17 protein-coding genes are annotated in these 23855 nt (G+C 69.8%); 11 read left to right on the top strand and 6 right to left on the bottom strand.

What is annotated here, in order from left to right:
- Positions 1-132 precede the first annotated feature (132 nt).
- The 4 genes from AC3WRI_RS01435 to AC3WRI_RS01420 all read left to right on the top strand — a co-directional run bounded on the left by AC3WRI_RS01435 (position 133) and on the right by AC3WRI_RS01420 (position 4622).
- Positions 133-1092: an MBL fold metallo-hydrolase gene (locus tag AC3WRI_RS01435; protein ID WP_010814531.1), complete on the top strand. Its 960-nt coding sequence runs from the start codon at positions 133-135 to the stop codon at positions 1090-1092.
- Positions 1093-1141: 49 nt separating this feature from the next.
- A complete protein-coding gene (locus AC3WRI_RS01430) occupies positions 1142-2866 on the top strand; it encodes an FAD-dependent oxidoreductase (protein ID WP_058696808.1) in 1725 nt (574 codons plus the stop codon).
- A gap of 31 nt (positions 2867-2897) precedes the next feature.
- The gene (locus AC3WRI_RS01425; RefSeq protein WP_010814533.1) at positions 2898-3122 is read left to right on the top strand and encodes a DUF2783 domain-containing protein; all 225 of its coding nucleotides are present in this window, start codon (positions 2898-2900) and stop codon (positions 3120-3122) included.
- Between the two features lie 141 nt (positions 3123-3263).
- Positions 3264-4622 (top strand): MFS transporter, encoded by a 1359-nt coding sequence (locus tag AC3WRI_RS01420; protein WP_010814534.1) that lies wholly within the window; start codon positions 3264-3266, stop codon positions 4620-4622.
- A 55-nt stretch (positions 4623-4677) separates the two neighbouring features.
- Here AC3WRI_RS01420 and AC3WRI_RS01415 read toward each other — a convergent pair whose 3' ends face one another.
- Positions 4678-4986 (bottom strand): hypothetical protein, encoded by a 309-nt coding sequence (locus AC3WRI_RS01415; RefSeq protein WP_010814535.1) that lies wholly within the window; start codon positions 4984-4986, stop codon positions 4678-4680.
- 173 nt (positions 4987-5159) lie between these two features.
- Between AC3WRI_RS01415 and AC3WRI_RS01410 the strand changes: the two genes are divergently transcribed.
- Both AC3WRI_RS01410 and AC3WRI_RS01405 read left to right on the top strand, forming a co-directional pair.
- A complete protein-coding gene (locus AC3WRI_RS01410) occupies positions 5160-5381 on the top strand; it encodes a DUF2188 domain-containing protein (RefSeq protein ID WP_010814536.1) in 222 nt (73 codons plus the stop codon).
- A 125-nt stretch (positions 5382-5506) separates the two neighbouring features.
- Complete coding sequence (locus AC3WRI_RS01405; protein ID WP_305728164.1) at positions 5507-6826, top strand: erythromycin esterase family protein; 1320 nt, start codon at positions 5507-5509, stop codon at positions 6824-6826.
- A gap of 29 nt (positions 6827-6855) precedes the next feature.
- Here AC3WRI_RS01405 and AC3WRI_RS01400 read toward each other — a convergent pair whose 3' ends face one another.
- The 5 genes from AC3WRI_RS01400 to AC3WRI_RS01380 all read right to left on the bottom strand — a co-directional run bounded on the left by AC3WRI_RS01400 (position 6856) and on the right by AC3WRI_RS01380 (position 9917).
- The gene (locus AC3WRI_RS01400) at positions 6856-7128 is read right to left on the bottom strand and encodes a BON domain-containing protein (RefSeq protein WP_010814538.1); all 273 of its coding nucleotides are present in this window, start codon (positions 7126-7128) and stop codon (positions 6856-6858) included.
- Positions 7129-7160: 32 nt separating this feature from the next.
- Positions 7161-7727: a BON domain-containing protein gene (locus AC3WRI_RS01395; RefSeq protein ID WP_492292400.1), complete on the bottom strand. Its 567-nt coding sequence runs from the start codon at positions 7725-7727 to the stop codon at positions 7161-7163.
- A 44-nt stretch (positions 7728-7771) separates the two neighbouring features.
- Complete coding sequence (locus AC3WRI_RS01390) at positions 7772-8914, bottom strand: flavodoxin family protein (protein WP_439671886.1); 1143 nt, start codon at positions 8912-8914, stop codon at positions 7772-7774.
- A gap of 150 nt (positions 8915-9064) precedes the next feature.
- Complete coding sequence (locus tag AC3WRI_RS01385) at positions 9065-9508, bottom strand: PA2169 family four-helix-bundle protein (protein ID WP_492292399.1); 444 nt, start codon at positions 9506-9508, stop codon at positions 9065-9067.
- Between the two features lie 37 nt (positions 9509-9545).
- Positions 9546-9917, bottom strand: a complete 372-nt coding sequence (locus tag AC3WRI_RS01380; protein ID WP_492292397.1) for a hypothetical protein — start codon at positions 9915-9917, stop codon at positions 9546-9548.
- Between the two features lie 342 nt (positions 9918-10259).
- Between AC3WRI_RS01380 and AC3WRI_RS01375 the strand changes: the two genes are divergently transcribed.
- Genes AC3WRI_RS01375 through malQ form a run of 5 tightly spaced genes read left to right on the top strand, consistent with a single transcriptional unit; the run spans position 10260 to position 23801 of the window.
- A complete protein-coding gene (locus AC3WRI_RS01375) occupies positions 10260-13676 on the top strand; it encodes a maltotransferase domain-containing protein (protein ID WP_492292395.1) in 3417 nt (1138 codons plus the stop codon).
- 21 nt (positions 13677-13697) lie between these two features.
- Entirely contained in the window at positions 13698-17057 is a 3360-nt protein-coding gene (gene treS / locus AC3WRI_RS01370; protein WP_010814544.1) for a maltose alpha-D-glucosyltransferase, read from the top strand.
- The gene (gene glgB, locus AC3WRI_RS01365) at positions 17054-19324 is read left to right on the top strand and encodes a 1,4-alpha-glucan branching protein GlgB (protein WP_492292394.1); all 2271 of its coding nucleotides are present in this window, start codon (positions 17054-17056) and stop codon (positions 19322-19324) included. The genes treS and glgB overlap by 4 nt, the downstream gene beginning before the upstream one ends.
- Positions 19321-21555 (top strand): glycogen debranching protein GlgX, encoded by a 2235-nt coding sequence (glgX, locus tag AC3WRI_RS01360; RefSeq protein ID WP_492292392.1) that lies wholly within the window; start codon positions 19321-19323, stop codon positions 21553-21555. The genes glgB and glgX overlap by 4 nt, the downstream gene beginning before the upstream one ends.
- Entirely contained in the window at positions 21552-23801 is a 2250-nt protein-coding gene (gene malQ, locus AC3WRI_RS01355) for a 4-alpha-glucanotransferase (protein ID WP_492292390.1), read from the top strand. Before glgX ends, malQ begins: the two co-directional genes overlap by 4 nt.
- Positions 23802-23855: the final 54 nt, after the last annotated feature.

Raw genomic sequence — 23855 nt, 5'->3', positions numbered from 1 at the left:
GCACTACCCCGTCCGAACACGGCGACTCACGCCGTCAGACATCCATAGAAACGGGGCGAGACAGCCCGCGGCCAGCGCAACGCAGCCATCGTGCCGGTGCCGTCTCGCCTCCCCACACAAAGGAAAGACGTCATGTCCAAGGCATTCGCATCGCAGGCCGACCTGGAAGCCAAGCAGGTCACCTTCACCCAACTGTCAGAGAACGCCTGGGCCTACACCGCCGAAGGCGATCCCAATTCAGGCGTGGTCATCGGCGACGATGGCGTACTGATCGTCGACACCACCGCCACGCCGGCCATGGCGCAGGACCTGATCGCCCGCATCCGCACCATCACCGACAAGCCCATCAAGTACGTGGTGCTGTCGCACTACCACGCGGTGCGCGTGCTGGGCGCGTCGGCCTACTTCGCCGAAGGCGCGCAGCAGGTCATCGCCAGCCGCGGCACCTACGAGATGATCGTCGAGCGCGGCGAGGCCGACATGAAGTCCGAGATCGAGCGCTTCCCGCGCCTGTTCGCCGGCGTCGAGACCGTGCCCGGCCTGACCTGGCCGACGCTGGTGTTCGAGAAGGAAATCACGCTGTTCCTGGGCAAGCTGGAAGTGCGCATCGCCCACCTGGGCTCGGGCCATACCAAGGGCGACACCGTGGTCTGGCTGCCGCAGCAGAAGGTGCTGTTCTCCGGCGACCTGGTCGAGTACGACGCCGCCTGCTACTGCGGCGACGCCCAGCTGGAAGACTGGCCGGCCACGCTGGACGCGCTGCAGGCACTCAAGCCGGAAAAGCTGGTGCCCGGCCGCGGCCCCGCGCTGACCACGCCGGAGGAAGTGGACAAGGGTATCGCCTACACCAAGGACTTCGTCACCACGCTGTTCCAGGCCGGCAAGGAAGCCGTGGCCGAGAAGCTCGACCTGAAGGCCGCGATGGCGCACACCCGGCGCGCGATGGACCCCAAGTTTGGCCAGGTCTTTATCTACGAGCACTGCCTGCCCTTCGACGTCTCGCGCGCCTATGACGAGGCCAGCGGCGTCCGCCACCCGCGCATCTGGACGGCCCAGCGCGACAAGGAAATGTGGGCCGCACTGCAGGACTGACCTCCAAAAAGAATAAGTCGGGCAACAAGCTATGGATGGAGACACAGGCATGAGCAGCATCGATTACCAGCGGCTGTCGTTCGAGTACCAGCCCTGCGCCGAGCAACAGAAAGGGGCCGATCCGGCCGTCCACCCGGTCGTCGTGGTCGGCGCCGGGCCGGTCGGCCTGGCCACCGCCATCGACCTGGCGCAGCGCGGCGTGGCCGTGGTGCTGGTGGATGACGACTGCACGCTGTCCACCGGATCGCGAGCAATCTGTTTTTCCAAGCGCACGCTGGATATCTTCGACCGGCTTGGCTGCGGCGAGCGCATGGTCGACAAGGGCGTGCGCTGGCACGTCGGCAAGGTGTTCCTGCGCGACCAGCAGGTCTACAGCTTCGACCTGCTGCCCGAGAGCGGCCACCGCCGCCCTGCCTTCATCAACCTGCAGCAGTACTACCTCGAAGGCTACCTGCTGGAGCGCGCGCAGGCGCTGCCCAATATCGAGATCCGCTGGCGCAACAAGGTGGTCGGGCTGGAACAGCGCGGCACCTCCGAGGACGGCGTGATACTGACCATCGAGACGCCTGACGGCAGCTACCCGCTGGCGGCGCGCTACGTGGTGGCCGCCGACGGTTCGCGCAGCCCGATGCGCAAGCTGCTGGGCCTGGACAGCAAGGGCCGCACCTTCCGCGACCGCTTCCTGATTGCCGACGTGAAGATGGAAGCGGATTTCCCGAGCGAGCGCTGGTTCTGGTTCGACCCGCCCTTCCACCCGAACCAGTCGGTGCTGCTGCACCGCCAGCCGGACAACGTCTGGCGCATCGACTTCCAGCTCGGCTGGGACGCCGACCCGGAGTTGGAGAAAACGCCGGAGCGCGTGATCCCGCGGGTGCAGGCGCTGCTGGGCAAGGACGTGAAGTTCGAGCTGGAATGGGTCAGCGTCTATACGTTCTCCTGCCTTCGCATGGACAGTTTCCGCCACGGCAATATCCTGTTCGCCGGCGATGCCGCGCATGGCGTGTCGCCGTTCGGCGCGCGTGGCGCCAACAGCGGCATCCAGGACGCCGAGAACCTGGCCTGGAAGCTGGCCTATGTGCTGCAGGGCCATGCCTGCGACAAGCTGCTGGACACCTACGCCAGCGAGCGCGAATACGCCGCCGACGAGAACCTGCGCAACTCCACACGTTCCACCGACTTCATCACGCCCAAGAGCGCGGTCAGCCGCGTGTTCCGCGATGCGGTGCTGACCCTGTCCAGGCGCCATGCGTTTGCGCGCACCCTGGTCAACAGCGGGCGGCTGTCGGTGCCCGCGGTGCTGCAGGATTCGCCGCTGAACACCGCTGACGATGCCCAGGACTATGCCTGCAAGCTGGTGCCTGGCGCGGTCTGCTGCGACGCGCCGGTATCCGGCGCGCAGGGCGCGGGCTGGCTGCTGTCGCACCTGGGCGGGGACTTCACGGTGCTGGTGTTCGGCAGCCCTGACACCATCGATGCAGCCACGCTCGCCGGCCTCGCCGCGCTGAAAGACAGCGGCGTGCCGCTGCGGCTGGTCTACGTGACCGACGCCGCGCAGCCGGCGGTGACCTGCACCAATGCCACCGTGCTGCGCGACGACGAGGGCCTGGCCGCCGCGCGCTACGGTGCCACGCCCGGCACCTGCTACCTGGTCCGCCCGGACCAGCATGTCTGCGCCCGCTGGCACCACCCCGACCCGGCCGCGATCCGCGCCGCGCTGGCGCGTGCCACCGGTGCCGACCTGCGCGCCCCGCAGCCCGGCCGCATGGCCGCCTGAGACCGGCCAGACCTGCACCGCGGAGACTCCCATGCCCAATACGCTCAACACCCAACCCAACCTGGCGCGGCCCGACGACTTCTACGAAGCGCTGATCGAGATGCACCGCGACCTCGACGAGGCAAAAAGCCAGGCCGCCAATGCGCAGCTGATCCTGCTGCTGGCCAACCATATCGGCGACCACGATGTGCTCCTGGCCGCCATGGCCGCCGCGCGCGAAGGCGTGACCGAAATGCCGGCCACCACGCCAGCCTGACCTGACACAGGCGCGGTACCGCCGCGCCTGTCCTGTTCTTTTCCCGGCACCATCGCGGGCCAACGCGCGCAAGACGCTGCCCACTGGCGGAACCCTCCGGCTGCCCGCCGCCGCAGCCACCACCGTACGGAGACAACGTTCATGAGCCATCCGGTCTCAGGGGATCTTTCGTCCCTATCCAGCCTGACGTCCCCCACCCTGCCTCCCGCAGCACTGGCTGCGCACGATGAGGATGCGCTCTACCGCAAGGTCTGGCTGCGCATCATCCCGTTCCTGTTCGTCTGCTACGTGGTGTCGTTCCTGGACCGCATCAACATCGGCTTCGCCCAGTTGCAGATGAAGCAGGACCTGGGCTTCAGCGACGCCATGTACGGCCTGGGCGCCGCGGTCTTCTACGTCGGCTACGTGCTGTGCGAAGTGCCCAGCAACATGCTGCTGGCGCGCTTTGGCGCACGGCGCACGTTCACGCGCATCATGGTGCTGTGGGGCCTGGCCTCGGTGGCGATGATGGGCGTCTCCACCCCGGCGCAGTTCTATACGCTGCGCTTCCTGCTGGGCGTGTTCGAAGCCGGTTTCTTCCCCGGCATCGTGCTCTACCTGACCTACTGGTTCCCGGCGCGCCGCCGCGCCGCGGTGATGGCGATCTTCTTTGCCGGCGTGGCGGTGGCGGGTGTGCTGGGCGGGCTGGTGTCCGGCTGGATCATGCGCGACATGGCCGGCGTGCTCGGGCTGCAGGGCTGGAAGTGGATGTTTGCGATCGAGGGCGCGCCCGCGGTGCTGCTGGGCCTGCTGGCCGCGCGCTGCCTGGTTGATGGCCCGCAGCAGGCCAGCTGGCTGACCGACGGCGAACGTGCCCACCTGGCGCGCGACACGGCCGCGCAAGCACATGCCGGCGGCCATTCGCTGCACGCGTTGCGGCAGGTTCTGCGCAACCCGCGCGTGTACCTGTTCGCGTTTATCTATTTTTCGCTGACCTGTGGTTCGCTGGCGCTGAGCTTCTGGATGCCGCTGATGATCCGCGACTTCGGCATCACCGACGTGATGTCGGTCAGCCTGTATTCGGTGGTACCCAATGCCGTGGGCGCGGTCGGCCTGCTCCTGATCGCGCGCCACTCCGACCGCACCGGCGAGCGCCACCGCCACTTCCTGCTGTGCACGGCAGGCGGCGCGCTGGCCCTGGCGGCGCTGACCCTGCACCTGCCCAGCCTGGCGCTGATGCTGGCCATCCTGTCGGTGGCCGCGGTGCTGATCTTTGCCGCGCTGCCGGTGTTCTGGTCGCTGCCGCCCAGCTACCTGCCGGGCGCGGGCACGGCCGCCGGCATCGCCTTCATCAGCAGCATCGGCATCACCAGCGGCATCGTCAGCCCGTGGGTGATTGGACAGATCAAGACCCGGACCGGCAGCCTGGACCATGCCCTCTACCTGCTGGCGGCGCTGCTGCTGGCCAGCGGCCTGGCCATGTGGCTGGGTGTGCCAAGGCAGCCCGCGCGGCCGGCCTGAACCGGGCCGCAGGCGTCTTCAAAACCGGAATGTCCGCACCCACGGGGTGCAGCGTTCAGTGGGATCGGCCGCAGGGGATGACGGAGGCGATTTCCTCGCGCATCACCTCGACCACGTCGTCGATCTCCAGCCCTTCGGCGGTGACCAGCACGTCCTGTCCGCGGCCGATCGCGTAGACCACGCCGCGCCAGCGGCCGGGCTCGACGGCCTCGCACAGGCGGATATTGAATTCGGTGTCCTGATCCTGGCTATACACCGTCACCAGGTCGCCCACCTGGGGAGTGCGCACCGCTTCTCCGTCGAACGCCCGGGCCACCACGGTCACCGGCGACTGCGTCAGCCCCCTGGCAAATCTTGCACGCATGGTCCGCTCCTCTTTTTGCGATCCAAGTCCAGCTTACAAGAGGCCCGACAAATAACCAGGGATTTCCATCGAAAAGTGGAACCCGGTGCCCTTTGCGGCTGTCAGACGGCGCCGGATAGACAGCGCGCGCAGATGCGCCACAATGAAAGCACCGATCATCGAGGAGACCCGACATGGGCAGCAACATACACGTCGTACCGCACGACGAAGGCTGGGATGTGATCCACGAGGGTGCGCGCTATGCGGAATCGCACCACGCCACCCAGGAAGAAGCGGTTGCGGCCGGCACCACGAAGGCGCAAAGCGAGCACGTCGAGTTGCTGATCCACGGCCGCGACGGGCAGATCCGCTCGCGCAGCAGCTTCGGCCACGACCCGCGCACCATTCCGGGCTGATCGCCGGCCACTCGTCAGGCCCCGCTGAAGACTCCGGCGCTGCTAATCCCGGATACCGATGCGAGATGCCACACCACCGGGCTGCCCCCCGCGCCGCCGCCGCGATTGCGGCCGCGGCGGTTCCATTGCCGCCCATCGACGACCCGGCGGCAAGCCCGTTCCGCGGTCCGTTTGCCAATGCCACCGGCGTGCTGGCCGATTTGCTGGCCCGACACCGCGTGGTGCTCCTGGGCGAAAGTACGCACGGCACCGCCGAGTTCTATCATGCCCGCGCTGCCCTGACAGCGCACCTGGTGGCCCGGCACGGCTTCCGCATCATCGCGGTCGAGGCAGACTGGCCAGATGCCGCGGCAGTCGACCGCCACGTGCGCGGCCGCCCGCCACAGCCGGCCGAATCGCCCGGCGCAGCCTTTACACGCTTCCCGGTCTGGATGTGGCGCAACCTGGAGGTGGCGCGCTTTATCCGCTGGCTGCACACGCACAATGAAACCCTGGCGCCTGCGCAGCGCACTGGATTCTTCGGCCTCGATATCTACAGCCTGCGCGCTTCCATGGCTGCAGTGCTGGCCTACCTGGAGGGCGTAGATCCACAGGCCGCCCGAGCGGCGCGCGAGCGCTATGGCTGCCTGGAACCGTGGGGCCGGGATCCGGCGCGCTATGGGCGTGCCGTGCTGCACGGCACGCATGCCGACTGCGAGGATGCCGTCGTCGCACAGCTGCAGGCGCTGCTGGACAAACGGCTGGCCTATGCCCGGGCGGGTCACGAGGACTTTCTCGATGCCGCGCAGAACGCGCGCCTGGTCGCTTCAGCCGAGCGCTACTACCGCGTGATGTATCACGGCAGCGACGACAGCTGGAACCTGCGCGACACACATATGTTTGAAACCCTGGCGCATCTGCTGCAGGCGCATGGCCCGCAAGCGCGCGCGGTGGTATGGGCGCACAACTCGCATATCGGGGATGCTTCGCAGACCGAGATGGGCGCCAGCCAGGGGCAGCTGAGTATCGGCCAGCTGTGCCGCGAGTCCTTCGGCGACGACGCCGCGCTGGTTGGCTTGAGCACTTACGACGGCACCGTCGCCGCGGCGACATCGTGGGACGGCCCGATGGAAATCAAGCAAGTGCGCCCTGCCCGTGCCGACAGCTACGAGCATCTGTTCCATGCGGCCGGCCATGCGCAAGCCTGGATCGACCTGCGGGGTCCGTCCGGCGGCGCCAACGGCGGCGTGCAGGCCGAAGTGCGTCAGCTGCTGATGCCGGCACGGCAAGAGCGCTTTATCGGGGTGATCTACCGCCCCGAGACCGAACTGCAGAGCCACTATGCGCGCGCCACGCTGCCGCGGCAATTCGATCTGCTGTTGTGGTTCGACCGTACGCGCGCGGTTCCGGCGCTGCCGGCGGAGCCCGCGCCGGGCGCGCCGGAGACCTGGCCTTACGGGCTCTGAAGTGGCCGCCTTGTCGCTTGCACGGACGCTCATCCGCCGGTGCGGTCCGGCGCAACCTGGATGCGATTGACGATCTCGCGCACACCGTCACAGCCGCGGACGCAGGCTTCGACTGCATCGCAGTCGGCCTGCGCGCCGATCGCGCCGCGCAGCGTCACGCGGCCTTGCGCCACGTCCACGGCAACCTCGCTCACGTCGAGGCCGGCGTCCCACAGGCGCGAGCACAGGGCCGCCTGCAGCGCCATATCCGCTGCCGTCGCGGCATTGCCACGGTGATTGGCTGGGTTCGGGGAACCGGTCATGCGCGCACTCTCCCGTCCGTGGGAACAACGCCTCAGTAGGTACGCATGCCGTGGCCCGGATGCGCTTGCGCTGCGCCAGTGCGCGCCACGTGCAAGTGGTTGACCAGATCCTTCACGCCGAAAACCTCGTCGGCAATATCCTCGATCCGGTACTTCTGCAGCCGGTCCGGCACACTGCCCTCCAGCGTCACCACGCCCTGCTCGACCCGGACTTCGACATCGTTGAGGTCCAGCCGCGCGTTGCGCGAGAGCTGCTCGCACAGGTCTTCGAGAATGCGCTCGTCCGTGCGCTGGTAATTGCGCGGCCCCACCGGACGCGCCCGCTGCGGCCCGCCCCGGTAGAGATCCATGCGCTCGTTGTAGCCGGTGAACTGGCGGTAAGGATCGGTCTGGCCCCGGGCGCGCGGCGCCGGCGCGTCCGGCGGCAAGCGCTCCGGCCGCCATTCCCACGCCCCGCGGCGCCCGCCAGACTCGTCCGGGTCCACCGGCTCGTCATAGTCGTAGACCCCGTAGGCGCCCACGTAGTGACTGCGCATATCGGCTTCAGGCACCGCGCTCTCGTGCCATGGCTGGCCGCGCCAGTTGTCTCTGCGATCCATCGTCGTCTCCGCTTGCCCCGATTCGTCAGTCAGTCAGCGTGCCGCTACTTCTGCCGCGGCGGCACCAGCCCGCGGTCCGGCGCGCGCAGTTCGCCCTTGCGCAACTGCCGCACCGCGCACGCCAGCGCGCGCGCCACGTTGTCCACTTCGCCCTGCACGCCAGTGTCTTGGTCCAGTGCCACGTGGCTGGTGGCATAGGGCTCGTAGTAGCCGATATACCGGTCCAGCCGCGCCTGCGGGCCCGCGTCGATCAGGCCCATCCAGTCGAGCCAGTCGGCCAGCGCGCGGCGCACGCCCTCGGTGCCGGCCACGTCGCCGTGCACCACCAGCCCGTAGGCGCGCCCGGACAGATGCTTGGGATAGTCCCAGCCGGACAGCTCCATCGCCTTGGCGCGCACCACGTCCTTGCCATGCGTGGTGGTGGGGTCGGGATTGCCGCCGTCGGCACAGACCAGCCGGTCCATCATCAGCTTCAGCGGGCTGGCGGCCTGGTACCAGTACACCGGCGTCACGATCAACACGCCGTGGCAGGCCGCCCAGCGCGGATAGATTTCGTTCATCCAGTCGTTGACCTGGCCCAGCGCATGGTTGGGATAGCAGCTGCACGGCCAGTGGCACAACGGCATTGCGGTCGACACGCACGCCTTGCACGGATGGATGCGCAGGTCGGCATCTGAAGCGAGGTGGCTCAGGTCGAGCAGGTCGACCTCGATGCCGTCCGCCTCCAGCCGTTCCCGTGCGCGCCCGGCCAGGCGCCAGGATTTCGACACCTCGCCCGGGCAGGTGTAGTCGTTGCGCGCCGCGGCGCACACCAGCAACACGCGCGACGGCGTGGCGGGATCTGCCTGGCGCTGCTGTGCGCTGCGCACGGCCTCGCTGGCGGCGCGCCACTCGTCGGAGAGCTCGTAGTCCGGATCGGCATAGCCTGGCCCGGCCTTATGCGTGCGGGGTGCCTTGCGGCCTTCCTGATAGGCATCCCAGGCAATGTGTTCGAGGCGGTCCAGCGCCTCATCCTCCTGCCGGTATGCGGGATCCGCGAAGCGCGCAAGAAAGCGCTGGCGGAAAGCGTCGCGCGCCAGGGGAGTGGTCACCTGCCCCTTGCGCACATCTTCCGGGTTGCCGGGATGGCGCGGCGCACGCGGCGCATCCTGCGATGGCCGGGCTGGCTTGGGCGGGTGCTCGGGCATGACGGTCTCCGTACGGGATGCATGTCCCGCAGACATGCAAGATGAGCGCCATCCCCTGCGGGCATGCATTGCGCGCCGCGCCCTGCGTGGCGGCCGGCCGCGCGTGCAATTCGTTCGTTGCCTTGTAAGAAATGCGGTCTCGGCCGGCGGCTACGGGCTTGCCTGCGGCGTCCGGTACTGCTGCTGCAGCACGCGAAACAACTCGTGGCTGACCTGCACCCCACGGTACTGGCGGCGCACCAGGGCGCGCAGGCGCGGGCCCAGCACCTGCGTGCGCAGCGCCCGCGCATAGCGTCGCTGCACGGCGTGTTCACGCTTGCTGACCGCCTGCAGGATGGACCGGTCCGAGCCGTGCTTGCCGATCGCGCTTCCGGCCGACGCAGCCGGGGCTGCCGTCATGTCGGGCAGCTGCCCCAGGTCAAGCAGGCACGCCTGCAGCTCCCGCGCCGCTTGCGCAAACGCATTGGCGCGGCTGGTGAGCAGCGATTTCAGGTGGGGATTGGCCGCGGCCAGCGCTGCGACGCGGCAGCCAAGCTCGCCTTCGCGCGATGCCGCAATCAGCGCATTGAGCAACAGGATCTTCTTCTTCGCCATGACACACCTGCCCTGGTCCGCGCGCGGACCCGTGAAGTCACCGATCGGGGCCGGCTGCCGCCGGCGGTTGCTCGCTCGCGCCGGACGTGCGCCGCACGCCGGGCTCGTGCAAGGATAGCGGCTCGTCCCGCGCGCCGCCAGTGGCCGCAAGCGCGCGCTGCGAGGCGGGCGGCCACGCCTTGCGGGCCTCGCGCATGCCGCGCAGGTTCATCGCGATCAGCGCCAGCTGCAGGGCCACCAGCGCATTGGCGCCGCCGTGCCAGCCCCAGGCAATCCACAGCACGTTGCTGGCAAGAAAGACCCAGAAGCCGGCGCGCCGGCGCGCGCTCCGGCGTGAGCCGACCAGCCAGGTGGCCACCACCGTCACCACCATCGCCGGCCATTGCGCTGCCTCCAGCCACCAGTCCATGCGTCTCCTTCCGCGGCCTTCCCACCGTGCCGGGAACAACACGCGCTGCCAGACAGCGGCAAGAAGCGTACCGGCTGGACACCGCGCCCGCATCGGCCCCATTGCCCTGCGCGTTCTTTCCATCGGCACGGCGCGCGCCGGTAGTTTTTACAAGCAGTAAGGCATCGCGCACATGAGATGCCGCGGCGCTTGCCCTTGAGGTGCCTTGGCTGGGCGCGCAATTGGAGACTGGCCGGGCGCGCTGGCACGCACTTCGCATGGCTGTGCCATCCCGCCGGCTGGCCGCAAGGCGCCGGAGCGGGATTTTGTTGCTCCGTCGGAGCGAAACACCGGGAGGATTTTGTGCGGATCTGCCAGATCGACCTGACCGGAACGCCCGATGCCGATGAACACGCGCTCCAGCGCGTGGCGGCACTGGGCTTCGACCACGTACTGATCGGCGGCTGGCCGCACCTGCCCGGCGAAGACGCTTTCGCGGCTTGCGCCCGGCACGGGCTGGCCCCGCTGCTCGACATCTCACTGGACCGCTATGCGGTCGACCCCGCCGACGGCACCGGGCCAGCACCCGACCCTGGCTGGATCGACAGTGCGCTCCCAGCCTTCGCCCCACACGAGACCGACAGCCACATCCCCGGCGCGCGCCTGCGCTGGCATGACCAGCAAGCGGCCGAGGCGCTGGTGCAGTGGTGGGCGGCCCGGCTGCGCCAGGCCTGGGCGGCAGGCGCGGCGGGCTTCTGCTGCCGTGCGCCGGCACGCGTGCACGGCAGGCATTGGGCCGCGGTGACCGGCACGCTGCGCAGCGATGCTGTGCCGGCACAGGCGCGCGGTGCGCCATGCTTCCTGGCATGGACGCCCGGGCTGACGCCGGCGCAACTGGACGATCTCGCGCCCGCCGGCTTCGACGGCGCATTCTGCTCGCTGCCGTGGTGGGATTTTCGCAGCCCCTGGCTGACCGAGGAAATCGCGCGGCTGCGCCCCTTCGGCCGGGTGCTGGCCGCCCCAGCGCTGACGCCGGCAAGCCATGACGCACTCAGCGCGCGGCGTGCGCTGTGGACCGCCGCGGCGATCGGCGACGGCATCCTGGTGCCGGCCGGCTTCGAGACCGGCGGCGCGCTGGCACGCGACCCGCTGGCCACGGATGGTGCCCCGCATCAGGGCGCGCCGTACGACATCACCCACGAGCTGCTGGAAACCAATACCTGGCTGGCTGCGCGCGATCCGGCGCCGGCACTGGCCGTGCGCCTGCTGAGCGGACCCGACGCGCCGCTGACGGTGCTGGCACGGCTGCCTGTGCCGGACGGCGCCTGCCCCGCTCCCGACGCCGCCGGCACCCGTAGCGACCCTGAGGTACCGGACGGTGCCCCCGCCCTGGCAGTGGTGCTCAATCCAGACCCCGCGGCGCCCGGCACGCTGGGCGCCGACCGCGTGCTGAGCGCGCTGCCGCACGCCAGCGCGCACCTGGAATCGTCACTGGGCGGCCCGGGCGGGACGGTCGATGCCAACCACCGGCTCGATGCGCTGGCCAGCATCACGCTGGCACCGGCCGATATCCGCCTCTACGAAGTGCCCCCGGTGCCCCTGACGCGGCCCGGCATGCCGGCAGCCGACGCGCGCGCGCCGCACGGCCATGAAACGCTGGCCGCCACCGGCCTGGGCAGCGTGGTGGCGGCAATGGAGGCCCCGCGGATCGCCATCGAGCACGTCGAGCCCGCCTGCAACGAAGGCCGCTTCGCGGTGCGGCGCGTGGTGGGCGAGCGCGTGACCGTCAGTGCCGATATCTGGATGGATGGCCACGACAAGCTTGCCGCCACGGTGTTGTGGCGTGCGCCGGGCGAGACTGGCTGGCACCAGGCGCCGATGCAGCCCGTGATCAACGACCGCTGGGAAGGCAGTTTCCCGCTGGTGGCGCTGGGCCGGCATGAATTCACGGTCGAGGCCTGGCGCGACACCTTCGCCAGCTGGCTCGACGAGATCGGCAAGAAGCGCGCGGCCGGCCTCAACGTGGCGCTGGAGATCGAGGAAGGCGCGCGGCTGGTGGCCGATGCGCTGCTGCAGCCTGCCAGGAACGGGAAGCAGGGCAATGGCGGGAAGAACACCCGGACGGCAACCGCGGACACCGAGCTCTCCGCCATCGTCGACGAACTGATCACCGCTGCCGGCGATGACGCTCGCCGGCAGGAGATCCTGCTGTCGCCACGCACCGAGGCCGCGATGCAGGCAGTGATGGCAACCCCGGCGGGTCGCCCGTTTGCCTCGCGTCATCCGGTGGCCATGCCGGTCGAGGCCGATCGCCTGGCCGCGCGCTACGCCAGCTGGTACGAGCTGTTCCCGCGCTCGCAAAGCAACGACGAGACCCGCCACGGCACCTTCGACGATGTCATCGCCAGGCTGCCCGCGATTCGCGCGATGGGCTTCGACGTGCTCTACTTCACGCCGATCCACCCGATCGGCCGCACCCACCGCAAGGGCCGCAACAACAGCCTGCGCGCCGAGCCGGGCGATCACGGCAGCCCCTACGCCATCGGCGGCAAGGAAGGCGGCCACGATGCGCTGCATCCCGAGCTCGGCACCTTTGAAGACTTCCGCCGCCTGCGCGACGCGGCGGCCAGACATGGCCTGGAGCTGGCACTGGACTTCGCCATCCAGTGCTCGCCCGACCATCCGTGGCTGCGCGACCACCCGGAATGGTTCGCACACCGCCCGGACGGTTCGCTGCGCTATGCCGAGAACCCGCCCAAGAAGTACGAGGACATCGTCAACGTCGATTTCTACGCCGCAGCGCCCGCGGGCGCCGCGCTATGGCAGGCCCTGCGCGACGTGGTGATGTTCTGGGCCGACCAGGGCGTGCGCATCTTCCGCGTCGACAACCCGCACACCAAGCCGCTGCCGTTCTGGGAGTGGATGATCGCCGACGTGCGCGCGCGCCACCCCGACACCATCTTCCTGGCCGAGGCCTTCACCCGGCCCAAGATGATGGCGCGGCTGGCCAAGCTGGGCTTCAGCCAGTCATACACGTACTTCACCTGGCGCAATGCCAAGTGGGAGCTGACCGAATACCTGACCGAGCTGACGCAAAGCCCGCTGCGCGACTTCTTCCGGCCTCACTTCTTCGTCAACACCCCTGACATCAACCCCTACTTCCTGCACCAGGGCGGGCGCCCCGCGTTCCTGATCCGCGCGGCGCTGGCCACGCTGCTGTCGGGGCTGTGGGGCATGTACAGCGGCTTCGAGTTGTGCGAGAGCGCGCCCTTTGTGCTGAACGGCAAGGTGCGCGAGGAATATCTCGATTCCGAGAAATACCAGCTGCGCGTGCGCGACTGGCAGCAGCCCGGCAATATCGTCGCGGAGATCTCACGGCTCAACGAGATCCGCGCCGGGCACCCGGCGCTGCAGAACCACCTGGGGCTGCGCTTCTACCATGCCGGCAGCGACGCCGTGCTGTGGTTCGCGCGCTTCATGCCGGGCACCGACTACCTGTTCGGCGACGACGTGCTGCTGGCCGCGATCAACCTGGATCCGCGCACGGCGCACGAGACCGACATCGAAATCCCGTTGTGGGAATGGGGGCTGCCCGACCAGGCCGGCCTGGCGGTGCACGACCTGATGCACGGCCGGCGCTTCGAGCTGCGCGGCAAGCACCAGCGCATCCGGCTCGATCCGGCGCAACTGCCGTTCACGGTCTGGCATGTGCGCCCGCTGGAGCGCCCCGCTCCCCGCCCACCCTCGGCGCCGGCCTCGACCGACCCGCACGGCGCCTGACAGGCATACGTGGAGACACGGATGAAACGCCTTACCGAAACCGGCAGTGCCGCCCTGCTCAACGCCGATCCGCTCTGGTACAAGGACGCGATCATCTACCAGCTCCACATCAAGTCCTTCTACGACGCCAACGGCGACGGCGTGGGCGATTTTGCCGGGTTGCTGGCCAAGCTCGACTACCTGGTCAACCTGGGTGTGGACACGGTCTGGCTGCTGCCGTTCTATCCGTCGCCGCGCCGCGACGACGGCTACGACATCGCCGACTACCGCAACGTCCACCCCGACTACGGCACGCTGGCCGAGGCGCGCCGCTTTATCGCCGCGGCGCACGCGCGCGGACTGCGCGTGATCACCGAGCTGGTGATCAACCACACCTCCGACCAGCATCCGTGGTTCCAGCGCGCGCGCGCCGCCAAGCCCGGCTCGGCGGCACGGCGCTACTACGTGTGGTCGGACCATGACCAGGCCTACGCCGGCACCCGCATCATCTTCTGCGACACCGAGAAGTCCAACTGGAGCTGGGACCCGGTGGCGGGCGCCTACTTCTGGCACCGCTTCTACTCGCACCAGCCGGACCTGAACTTCGACAACCCGCAGGTGCTCAACGAGGTGCTGTCGGTGATGCGCTACTGGCTCGACATGGGCGTCGACGGGCTGCGCCTGGACGCGGTGCCCTACCTGGTCGAGCGCGAAGGCACCAGCAACGAGAACCTGCCCGAGACCCATGCCGTCATCCGCCATATCCGTGCCCACCTGGACGCGCGCTTCCCCGGCCGCATGCTGCTGGCAGAAGCCAATATGTGGCCGGAGGACGCGCAGCAGTACTTTGGCCTGACCGGGCCGGAGCCGGAAGGCGACGAATGCCACATGGCCTTCCACTTCCCGCTGATGCCGCGCATGTACATGGCGATCGCGCGCGAAGACCGCTTCCCGATCACCGACATCATGCGCCAGACGCCGGAGGTGCCGCCCAACTGCCAGTGGGCCATCTTCCTGCGCAACCATGACGAACTGACGCTGGAGATGGTGACCAGCAGCGAGCGCGACTACCTGTGGGAGGTCTACGCCACCGACCGGCGCGCCCGCATCAACCTGGGCATCCGCCGCCGGCTGGCACCCCTGATGGAGCGCGACCGCCGCCGCATCGAGCTGATGAACAGCCTGCTGTTCTCGATGCCGGGCACGCCGGTGATCTACTACGGCGACGAGATCGGCATGGGCGACAACATCCACCTGGGCGACCGCGACGGCGTGCGCACGCCGATGCAGTGGTCACCCGACCGCAACGGCGGCTTCTCGCACGCCGACCCCGAGCGCCTGGTGCTGCCGCCGCTGCAAGGCCCGCTGTATGGCTACGAAGCCGTCAACGTCGAGGCGCAGGCGCGCGACCCGCATTCGCTGCTGAACTGGATGCGGCGCATGCTGGCGCTGCGGCGCAAGCACCGCGCCTTCGGCCGCGGCACGCTGCGCTTCCTGTTTCCGGGCAACCGCAAGATCCTGGCCTACCTGCGCGAATACGAGGACGAGCACATCATGTGCGTGGCCAACCTGTCGCGCGCGCCGCAGGCCGTCGAACTGGACCTGTCCGCCTTCAACGGCCGCGTGCCGGTGGAGATGATGGGCGCCACGCCGTTCCCGGCCATCGGCACGCTGACCTACCTGCTCACGCTGCCGCCTTACGGCTTCTACTGGTTCGTACTCAGTGACGAGGCGCAGCCCCCGTCATGGCACGTGGAAGCACCCGAGCAGATGCCGGACCAGATCACCCTGGTGATGCAGAACACGAGCCGGCCGGAGCTGACCGACGCCTCGCGCCGCATCATGGCCAGCGACGTGCTGCCGCACTACATCAGCCGGCGCCGCTGGTTCGGCGCCAAGCACGAGCGCATCGAGCGCATCGACCTGGCGTACCTGCTGCCATTTGCGCGCGGCAGCAGCGGCGAAGATGTCTACCTGGGCGAGGTGGAGGTGACCCTGCCTGGCCGCACCGAACGCTACCAGCTGCCGCTGGGCATCCTGTGGGACCGCGAGAGCGCCGACAGCGTGTCGCAGCTGGCACATGGACTGTCGATGGCGCGCGTGCGCCAGGGCAGCCGCGTGGGGCTGGCCACCGACGGTTTCGTGGTCGAGCCCTTTGCGCGCGAGGTGGTGCGCGCGCTGCGCAATGACGTGCAGGTGCACGCCGGCAACGACATCATCCACTTCCGCGCCGAAGCCGGCCTGGCCGCGCTGGAACTGGAGCGCGACCCGATCGAATACATGTCGGCAGAGCAGTCCAACAGCTCGCTGTCCTATAACAACACCGCCGTGCTCAAGATGGTGCGCCGGGTCTCTGGCGGCATCCACCCCGAGGCCGAGATGACGCGCTACCTGACCGTGCAGGGCTATGCGCACGCGGCGCCGCTGCTGGGCGAGGTGGTGCGCACCGGACCGGATGGCGTGCCGCATACGCTGATGCTGCTGCAGGGCTATGTCCTGAACCAGGGCAATGGCTGGGACTGGACCCTGGACTACCTGGGCCGCGCCATCGATGACGCGCTGCCCTCGCAGGAGAGCGAGGACGAGTTTGCCGAGGCCATGAACGGCTATGCCGCGCTGGCTGGCACGCTCGGCCGCCGGCTCGCCGAACTCCATGCGGTGCTGGCACGGCCCAGCGGCGACGACGCGTTCGCGCCGTTGCCGGCCACCGAAGGCGATGCGCGCGCGTGGGCCGAGCAAGCCTTGCGTGCGCTGCAGCGCGCCCTGACGCGGCTGGAGTCCGCGCCCGCCACCGTGCCGGGACCGGTGCGCCAGGGCTTCGAGGCCGACGTGCAGACCCTGCTGGCCGCGCGCGACGCGCTGCCCGCGCTGGTCGAACAGCTCGCCGCTGCCGCGCCGGGCAGCCTGCAGACACGCATCCACGGCGACTTCCACCTGGGCCAGGTGCTGATTGCGCAGAACGACACCTACCTGGTCGACTTCGAAGGCGAGCCCGGCCTGCCGCTGGACTGGCGCCGGCGCAAGACCTCGCCGCTGCGCGATGTGGCCGGGCTGCTGCGCTCGCTTGACTACGCCGCGGCCACGGTCGGCACCGACCGCCAGGAGCGCACCCACAGCGAACTGCCGCCGCAGCTGGCCGAACGCCGCGCGGTGCTGCTGGAGCGCTTCCGCAGCACCGCCAGCGAAGCCCTCCTGAACTGCTACCACCTGCACATGCAGGACTCGGGCACACCCTGGGCCGCGCCCGGCCAGCTGCAGCCATTGCTGGACCTGTTCCTGCTGGAACGGGCAGCCTATGAGGTCGACTACGAAGCCGCCAACCGCGTGGCTTGGATCGACCTGCCGGTCAGCGGCCTGGCGCGCCTGGTGCGCAAGCTGCTGGCGCCGGGAGACCAGCCATGACCCCCGCCCATGGCACGCAGCCCGGCATGCTGCCGGGCCACGAGTTCGAGGCCTTGCTTGGTGCGCGCCACCATGATCCGTTTGCCGTGCTGGGCCCGCACCCTGACGGCGACGGCACGCTGGTGCGCGCCTGCCTGCCAGGGGCGGCGTCGGTGCAGCTGACCGATGCGGGCGGCACGCCACTGGCGGAGATGGCACGGCTGCATGGCGGCGGCGTCTTCGCCGCGCGGCTGCCGCGCGAATACAAGGGCGGTGCGCCCGATTACCGGCTGCGCGTGCAATGGTCCGACGGCAGCGGGCAGTGCGGCGCCGACCCTTACGCCTTTGGCCTGCTGCTGGGTGAGCTGGACCTGCACCTGATCGCCGAGGGCCGCCACTTCGAGCTCGGCGCCTGCCTGGGCGCGCAGTGGCAGCGCGTGGACGGCATCGACGGCGTGCGCTTTGCCGTATGGGCGCCGAACGCGCGGCGGGTCTCTGTGATCGCTGACTTCAACGGCTGGCATCCGGCGCGGCACCCGATGCGGCTGCGCCACCCCAGCGGCATCTGGGAGCTGTTCATCCCCGCCGCACTGGGCGCGCAGCCCGGCAGCCGCTACAAGTACGACCTGCTCGACCCGCACGGCACCGAGCTGCCGGACAAGGCCGACCCGCTCGCGCTGGCCACCGAGGCGCCCCCCGCCACCGCCTCGGTGGTGGCCGGACCGGGCCAGGGCGCGCCCCCCTTCGCCTGGCATGACGCCGACTGGATGGCGCGCCGCGGCGGCGCCGATCCCTACGCAGCGCCGATGTCGGTCTACGAGGTCCACGCTCTGTCGTGGCTGCGCGCGGCCAACGACACGCAGCGCGGCTGGGAGATCCTGGCCGAGCGGCTGGTGCCATACGTGCAGGAACTGGGCTTTACGCATATCGAACTGCTGCCGATCACCGAGCATCCGTTCGGCGGCTCGTGGGGCTACCAGCCGCTGTCGCTGTATGCGCCCACCGCGCGGCTGGGGCCGCCGCAGGCCTTCGCCGCCTTTATCGACCGCTGCCACCAGGCCGGCATCGGCGTGCTCCTGGACTGGGTGCCCGCGCACTTCCCGACCGATCCGCACGGGCTGGCGCGCTTCGACGGCACCGCCCTGTATGAGCACGAGGACCCGCGCGAAGGCTTCCACCAGGACTGGAACACCCTGATCTACAACCTCGGCCGCAACGAGGTGCGCGGCTTCCTGCTGGCCGGCGCGCTGCACTGGCTGGAGCACTTCCACGCCGACGGCCTGCGCGTGGACGCGGTGGCATCCATGCTCTACCGCGACTACAGCCGCGAGCCCGGCCAGTGGGTGCCGAACCGCTTCGGCGGCCGGGAAAACCTGGAAGCCATCGACTTCCTGCGCGAACTGAACGCCGTGGTCCACGAACGCTGCCCCGGTGCGCTGACCATCGCCGAAGAATCCACCGCCTGGCCCGGCGTGACCGCCAGCGTCGCCAGCGGCGGGCTTGGCTTCGACTTCAAGTGGAACATGGGCTGGATGCACGACACGCTGCATTATCTCGGGCACGAGCCCGTCCATCGCGCCTGGCACCACCAGGACATGACCTTCGGGCTGGTCTATGCGTGGTCCGAAGCCTTCGTGCTGCCGCTGTCGCATGACGAGGTGGTGCACGGCAAGGCCTCGATGATCGGCAAGGTGCCCGGCGACGAGTGGCAGCGCTTTGCCGGCCTGCGCGCCTACTACGGCTTCATGTGGGCGCACCCGGGCAAGAAGCTGCTGTTCATGGGCAGCGAACTGGCGCAGTGGCAGGAATGGAACCACGATGCCGAGCTTGACTGGGCCTTGCTGGACCACCCCATGCACCGCGGCATGCACACGCTGGTGCGGGATCTGAACCGCCTCTACCGGGAGCTGCCCGCGCTGCATGCGCTGGACCACCGCCCGGAAGGCTTCCAGTGGGTGGTGGGCGACGACAACCATAACAGCGTGTTTGCGTGGCTGCGCCGCGCGGGCCCATACAGCCGCGAAGTGGTGCTGGTGGTGGTCAACATGACCCCGGTGCCGCGCTATGGCTACCGGCTCGGGGTGCCGTATGCCGGCGCCTGGCAGGAATGCCTGAATACCGATGCCGCCGTGTATGGCGGCACCAATGTCGGCAACAGCGGCGCGGTAGCGGCAGTGGACGTGCCTTCGCACGGGCAGCCGGCTTCGCTCGCACTGACGCTGCCGCCGCTGGCCACGCTGGTGCTGCGCTTCGATCCTGGTGGCGGCATCCAGGGCGCATCGACATGAGCCGACAGTTCGCGGACCGGCTGCTGCCGGGCAAGCCGTATCCCCTCGGGGCCCACTGGGACGGCCTGGGTGTCAATTTCGCGGTGTTCTCGGCCCATGCCTCGCGCATCGACCTGTGCCTGTTCTCCGACAACGGGCGCAAGGAGCTGGCGCGCCTGCAGTTGCCGGAACGCACCGACGAGATCTGGCACGGCTACCTGCCCGATGCGGCGCTCGGCACGCTGTACGGCTACCGCGCGCACGGCCCCTACGATCCCGCGCACGGCCACCGCTTCAACCCGCACAAGCTGCTGCTCGACCCGTATGCGCGCCAGTTGAGCGGCCCGGTGCGCTGGTCCGATGCGCTGTTCGGCTACCGCCTGCAAAGCGCGCGCGGCGACCTGACACCGGACCGCCGCGACAGCGCCCCCACCGTGCCCAAGGCGGTGGTGGTCGACGAGAGCTTCCACTGGGGCGACGACCGCCCGCCCGCGGTGCCGTGGCCGTCCACCGTCATCTATGAAGCCCACCTGCGGGGCCTGTCGATGCTGCGCGGCGATCTGCTGCCCAACCTGCGCGGCTCCTTCGCCGCGCTGTGCGACCCGCGCTTTATCGACCACCTGGTGCAGCTCGGCATCACCACCGTCGAGCTGCTGCCGGTCCACGCCATCCTGCAGGACCGCTTCCTGCTGGAGCGCGGACTGCGCAACTACTGGGGCTACAACACCATGGCGTACTTCGCGCCGGAGCCCGCCTACCTGGGCACCGGGCAACTGCAGGAGTTCAAGGTGGCGATGCGGCGCCTGCACGCGGCCGGCATCGAAGTGATCCTGGACGTGGTCTACAACCATACCTGCGAGGGCAACGAGCTGGGGCCGACGGTGTCGTGGCGCGGGCTGGACAACGCCAGCTACTACCGGCTGGTGCCGGGCGACGAGCGCCACTACATCAACGACACCGGCTGCGGCAATACGCTCAACCTGTCGCATCCGCGCGTGCTGCAGATGGTGATGGACTCGTTGCGCTACTGGGTGCACTGCTACCACGTCGATGGCTTCCGCTTCGACCTGGGCACCACCCTCGGGCGCGAGGGCAACGGCTTCGATGCGGGCTCGGGCTTTTTCGATGCACTGATGCAGGATCCGGTGCTGAGCCGCGTCAAGCTGATCTCCGAGCCGTGGGACCTGGGCCCGGGCGGCTACCAGCTTGGCAACCACCCGCCCGGCTTTGCCGAGTGGAACGACAAGTTCCGCGACGTGGCGCGCCGCTTCTGGCGCGGCGACGCCGGCCACCGCGGCGAACTGGCGGCGCGGCTGGCGGCCTCGGCCGACCTCTTCGACCGCCGCCACCGGCGCCCGTGGGCCAGCATCAACTTCATCACCGCACACGACGGCTTCACGCTGGCCGACCTGGTCAGCTACAGCAGCAAGCACAACGAGGCCAACGGCGAAGACAACCGCGACGGCACCGACGACAACGCCAGCGCCAACTGGAGCCCCGACGGCAGCATCGAAGGCCCCACCGACGACCCCGCCATCCTGGCCTGCCGCGCGCGCGTGGCACAGGCACTGATGGCCACGCTGCTGCTGTCGCAGGGCACGCCGATGCTGACCGCCGGCGATGAATGGGGCCGCAGCCAGCAAGGCAACAACAACGCCTACTGCCAGGACGACGAGATCTCGTGGCTGGACTGGAAGCAGGCCCAGACGCCCGGCGCCCAGCCGCTGCAGCACATGGTGCGCCGCCTGCTGGACCTGCGCCGGCGGCTGCACTCCCTGGCCGGCGACCGCTTCGCGCACGGGCGCGAGGAACCGGCGCAGGGCATTGCCGATATTGCCTGGTTCGATACCGACGGCAAACCGCCCACCCCCGAGGAATGGGCCGACCCGGAGATCCGCACGCTCGCGCTGCGCCGCGCGGCCGCGCCGCCCCAACCGGAGCGCGCGCAGCTGGGCTCGCTGGCGCAGGACGAAGAGAACGATGCCGGCGCCGTGCAGGTAACCTTGCTGCTGCTCAACGCCGGCGATGCCGAGGCCTCCTTCCTGCTGCCCGGGCCCACGCTGGCCTGGAAACTGCTGTTCGACAGCAGCCGGCCCGACGCCACCGAGGCCGAACTCGCGGGCGAGGCGGTCGCCGACAGCCAGGCGGTGGCGGGCCACTCGCTGGTGCTGCTGGCGGCCCAGGCCCGCAGCCGCCAGAGCGCGCCCCAGGAAAGCCCGCCGCTGGGCGCGCCGCAGGAGGCACAGGCATGAGCCGGCGCGCCACCCGCCACGACACGCCCACGGCGCTGCATGCGCTGGCACTGCGCGCGGGCCTGCTGCCCCGGTGGACGGATGCCTGGAACCAGCCCCAGACCGTGTCCGACGCCGCACTGCGGCGCGTCCTGGACGGCCTGGGCCTGCCTTGCGCCACCACTGGCCAGTGCGAAGCGTCGCGCGCATGGCTTGCCTCCGATGACGCCGCGCATGCACTGCCGCCGCTGGTCACCGCCGAGCGCGGCAAGCCGGTGGCGGTGCCGTGGCCACATACCCTGCCGCAGCGGTCCTACCGGCTGACGCTGGAAGACGGCGCCATCGTCACCGGCACCGCGGAGCGTGGCAACGATGGCAGCGCGCGCGACAGCGACGGCACCATGCTGCTGCCCGCCATCGACGTATGCGGCTACCACCGCCTGGAACTCGGCGATGCGCACACCGTGCTGGCAATCGCGCCGCCGCGCTGCTACGGCGTTGCCGATGCGCTGCGGCACGCCGGCCGCGCGGGCGAACTGACCCGGCCCTGGGGCCTGGCAGTGCAGCTCTACGGCCTGCGCCGCGGCGCGCCCTGCGGCCTGGGCGACCTGAGCGCGCTGACCCAGTGCTGCATCAGCGCAGCCGGCGCCAGCGCCGACGCCGTCGCCATCAACCCGCTGCACGCCGGCTTTGCCGCCCTGCCCGAGCGCTATAGCCCGTATGCGCCGTCCAGCCGCCTGTTCCTGAATCCGCTCTATGCCGACCCCGCCGTGCAATTCGGGCAGGCCGCGGTAGACTGGGCCGTCGCCGCGCTCGGCGCGGGCGAGTCGCTGCAAGCGCTGGAAGCCCGCAGCGAGATCGACTGGGTCAAGCTGACGCCGCTGCGCTACGCCATCCTGCGGTGGCTATGGGAGCGCAGCGATGCGCTGCTGCCGCGCGCGGCGCTCGATGACTGCGCCGCCTTTCGCGCGCGCGGCGGCACCGCGCTGCACGCGCACGCATGCTACGAGGCGATCCAGGCCCGGCGCCTGGCCGACAGCGCCAACGGCATGAACCACAACCCCGCGCCTGACTGGCGCTGCTGGCCGGTCACGCTGCGCGCGCCCGGCGATGCCGCCGTGGCGGCCTTTGCACAGGCCCATGCCAATGAGGTCGCCTACCACGCTTTCCTGCAATGGATTACGGCCGACGGCATGGCACGCGCGCAGCGTGCGGCGCGCGGCGCGGGCATGGCGGTCGGCATCGTCTCCGACCTGGCGGTGGGGGCCGACCCTGGCGGCAGTCAGGCCTGGACGCGGCAACAGGAAATCCTGGCGGGCTTCCATGCCGGCGCACCGCCGGACCTGTACAACCCGCTCGGGCAGGACTGGGGCGTGGCGGTGTTCTCGCCGCGCGGGCTGCGCCGCAGCGGCTACGCGGCCTTCCTGGAGATGCTGCGCGCCAACCTGGCCCATGCCGGCGGGCTGCGCATCGACCATGTGCTGGGCCTGGCACGCATGTGGCTGGTGCCTGCCGGTGCCCCGGCCAGTGAAGGCGCCTACCTGCGCTATCCGCTGCAGGACATGTTGCGGCTGGTGGCGCTGGAATCATGGCGGCACCGCGCCATCATCATCGGCGAAAACCTGGGCACGGTGCCGCCGGAGCTGAATGCGGCGCTGTCGGCCCGTGGCGTGCTGGGCATCGATGTGCTGTGGTTCCAGCGCGAAGAGAGCGCGCCAGTGGATGCGGCCGAGGCAGCTCAGCGGGTGCCCGCCCCGGCGCCCGACACCGTGCCGGCCTTCCTGCCTCCCGCAGCCTGGCCGCCCGATGCCATCGCCACCACCTCGACCCACGACCTCCCCACAGTCACCGGCTGGTGGGCCGGCCGCGACCTTGCGTGGCGCGACCGGCTGCACCTGCTGGCGCCGGGCGAAACCCTCGCGGCGATGCAGGCCGGCCGTGCGCGCGAGCGCGGCGCGCTCTGGCAGGCGCTGTGCGCAGCGGGGCTGTGCAGCGGCGCCGTGCCGGACCCCGCCGATGCCCCGCTCGATGCCGTGCTGGCGTGGCTGGGCACCGCGCGCACCGCCATGCGCCTGGTGCCGCTGGAAGACCTGCTGGGCGAGGCCGAGCAACCCAACCTGCCCGGCACCACCAGCGTCCACCCCAACTGGCAGCGCCGGCTCGACGCCGATGTACGTGCGCTGTTCGATACCCCGATGGTGCGGGCGCGCGCCAACGCCCTGCGCGGCGGCCGCCACGGCGCACGCCATCCGCCGCCACGCGCGTAGCCACGGCTCGCCCGCAAAAAGTGCCGCTTGCAAGACCAGCTCCGCGATCTCCCT

Source organism: Cupriavidus sp. FW305-27 (assembly GCF_058787995.1).
This window is presented reverse-complemented; position numbering and strand designations above follow the sequence as displayed.

Bases quoted from the DNA above. Each gene is read 5' to 3' on its own strand.
- AC3WRI_RS01410 (WP_010814536.1), top strand. From the start codon at position 5,160: ATGGGCAGCAACATACACGTCGTACCGCACGACGAAGGCTGGGATGTG.
- glgX (WP_492292392.1), top strand. From the start codon at position 19,321: ATGAGCCGACAGTTCGCGGACCGGCTGCTGCCGGGCAAGCCGTATCCC.
- AC3WRI_RS01420 (WP_010814534.1), top strand. From the start codon at position 3,264: ATGAGCCATCCGGTCTCAGGGGATCTTTCGTCCCTATCCAGCCTGACG.
- AC3WRI_RS01425 (WP_010814533.1), top strand. From the start codon at position 2,898: ATGCCCAATACGCTCAACACCCAACCCAACCTGGCGCGGCCCGACGAC.
- AC3WRI_RS01415 (WP_010814535.1), bottom strand. From the start codon at position 4,986: ATGCGTGCAAGATTTGCCAGGGGGCTGACGCAGTCGCCGGTGACCGTG.
- glgB (WP_492292394.1), top strand. From the start codon at position 17,054: ATGACCCCCGCCCATGGCACGCAGCCCGGCATGCTGCCGGGCCACGAG.
- malQ (WP_492292390.1), top strand. From the start codon at position 21,552: ATGAGCCGGCGCGCCACCCGCCACGACACGCCCACGGCGCTGCATGCG.
- AC3WRI_RS01385 (WP_492292399.1), bottom strand. From the start codon at position 9,508: ATGGCGAAGAAGAAGATCCTGTTGCTCAATGCGCTGATTGCGGCATCG.
- AC3WRI_RS01430 (WP_058696808.1), top strand. From the start codon at position 1,142: ATGAGCAGCATCGATTACCAGCGGCTGTCGTTCGAGTACCAGCCCTGC.
- AC3WRI_RS01390 (WP_439671886.1), bottom strand. From the start codon at position 8,914: ATGCCCGAGCACCCGCCCAAGCCAGCCCGGCCATCGCAGGATGCGCCG.
- AC3WRI_RS01400 (WP_010814538.1), bottom strand. From the start codon at position 7,128: ATGACCGGTTCCCCGAACCCAGCCAATCACCGTGGCAATGCCGCGACG.
- AC3WRI_RS01395 (WP_492292400.1), bottom strand. From the start codon at position 7,727: ATGGATCGCAGAGACAACTGGCGCGGCCAGCCATGGCACGAGAGCGCG.
- AC3WRI_RS01435 (WP_010814531.1), top strand. From the start codon at position 133: ATGTCCAAGGCATTCGCATCGCAGGCCGACCTGGAAGCCAAGCAGGTC.
- AC3WRI_RS01380 (WP_492292397.1), bottom strand. From the start codon at position 9,917: ATGGACTGGTGGCTGGAGGCAGCGCAATGGCCGGCGATGGTGGTGACG.
- treS (WP_010814544.1), top strand. From the start codon at position 13,698: ATGAAACGCCTTACCGAAACCGGCAGTGCCGCCCTGCTCAACGCCGAT.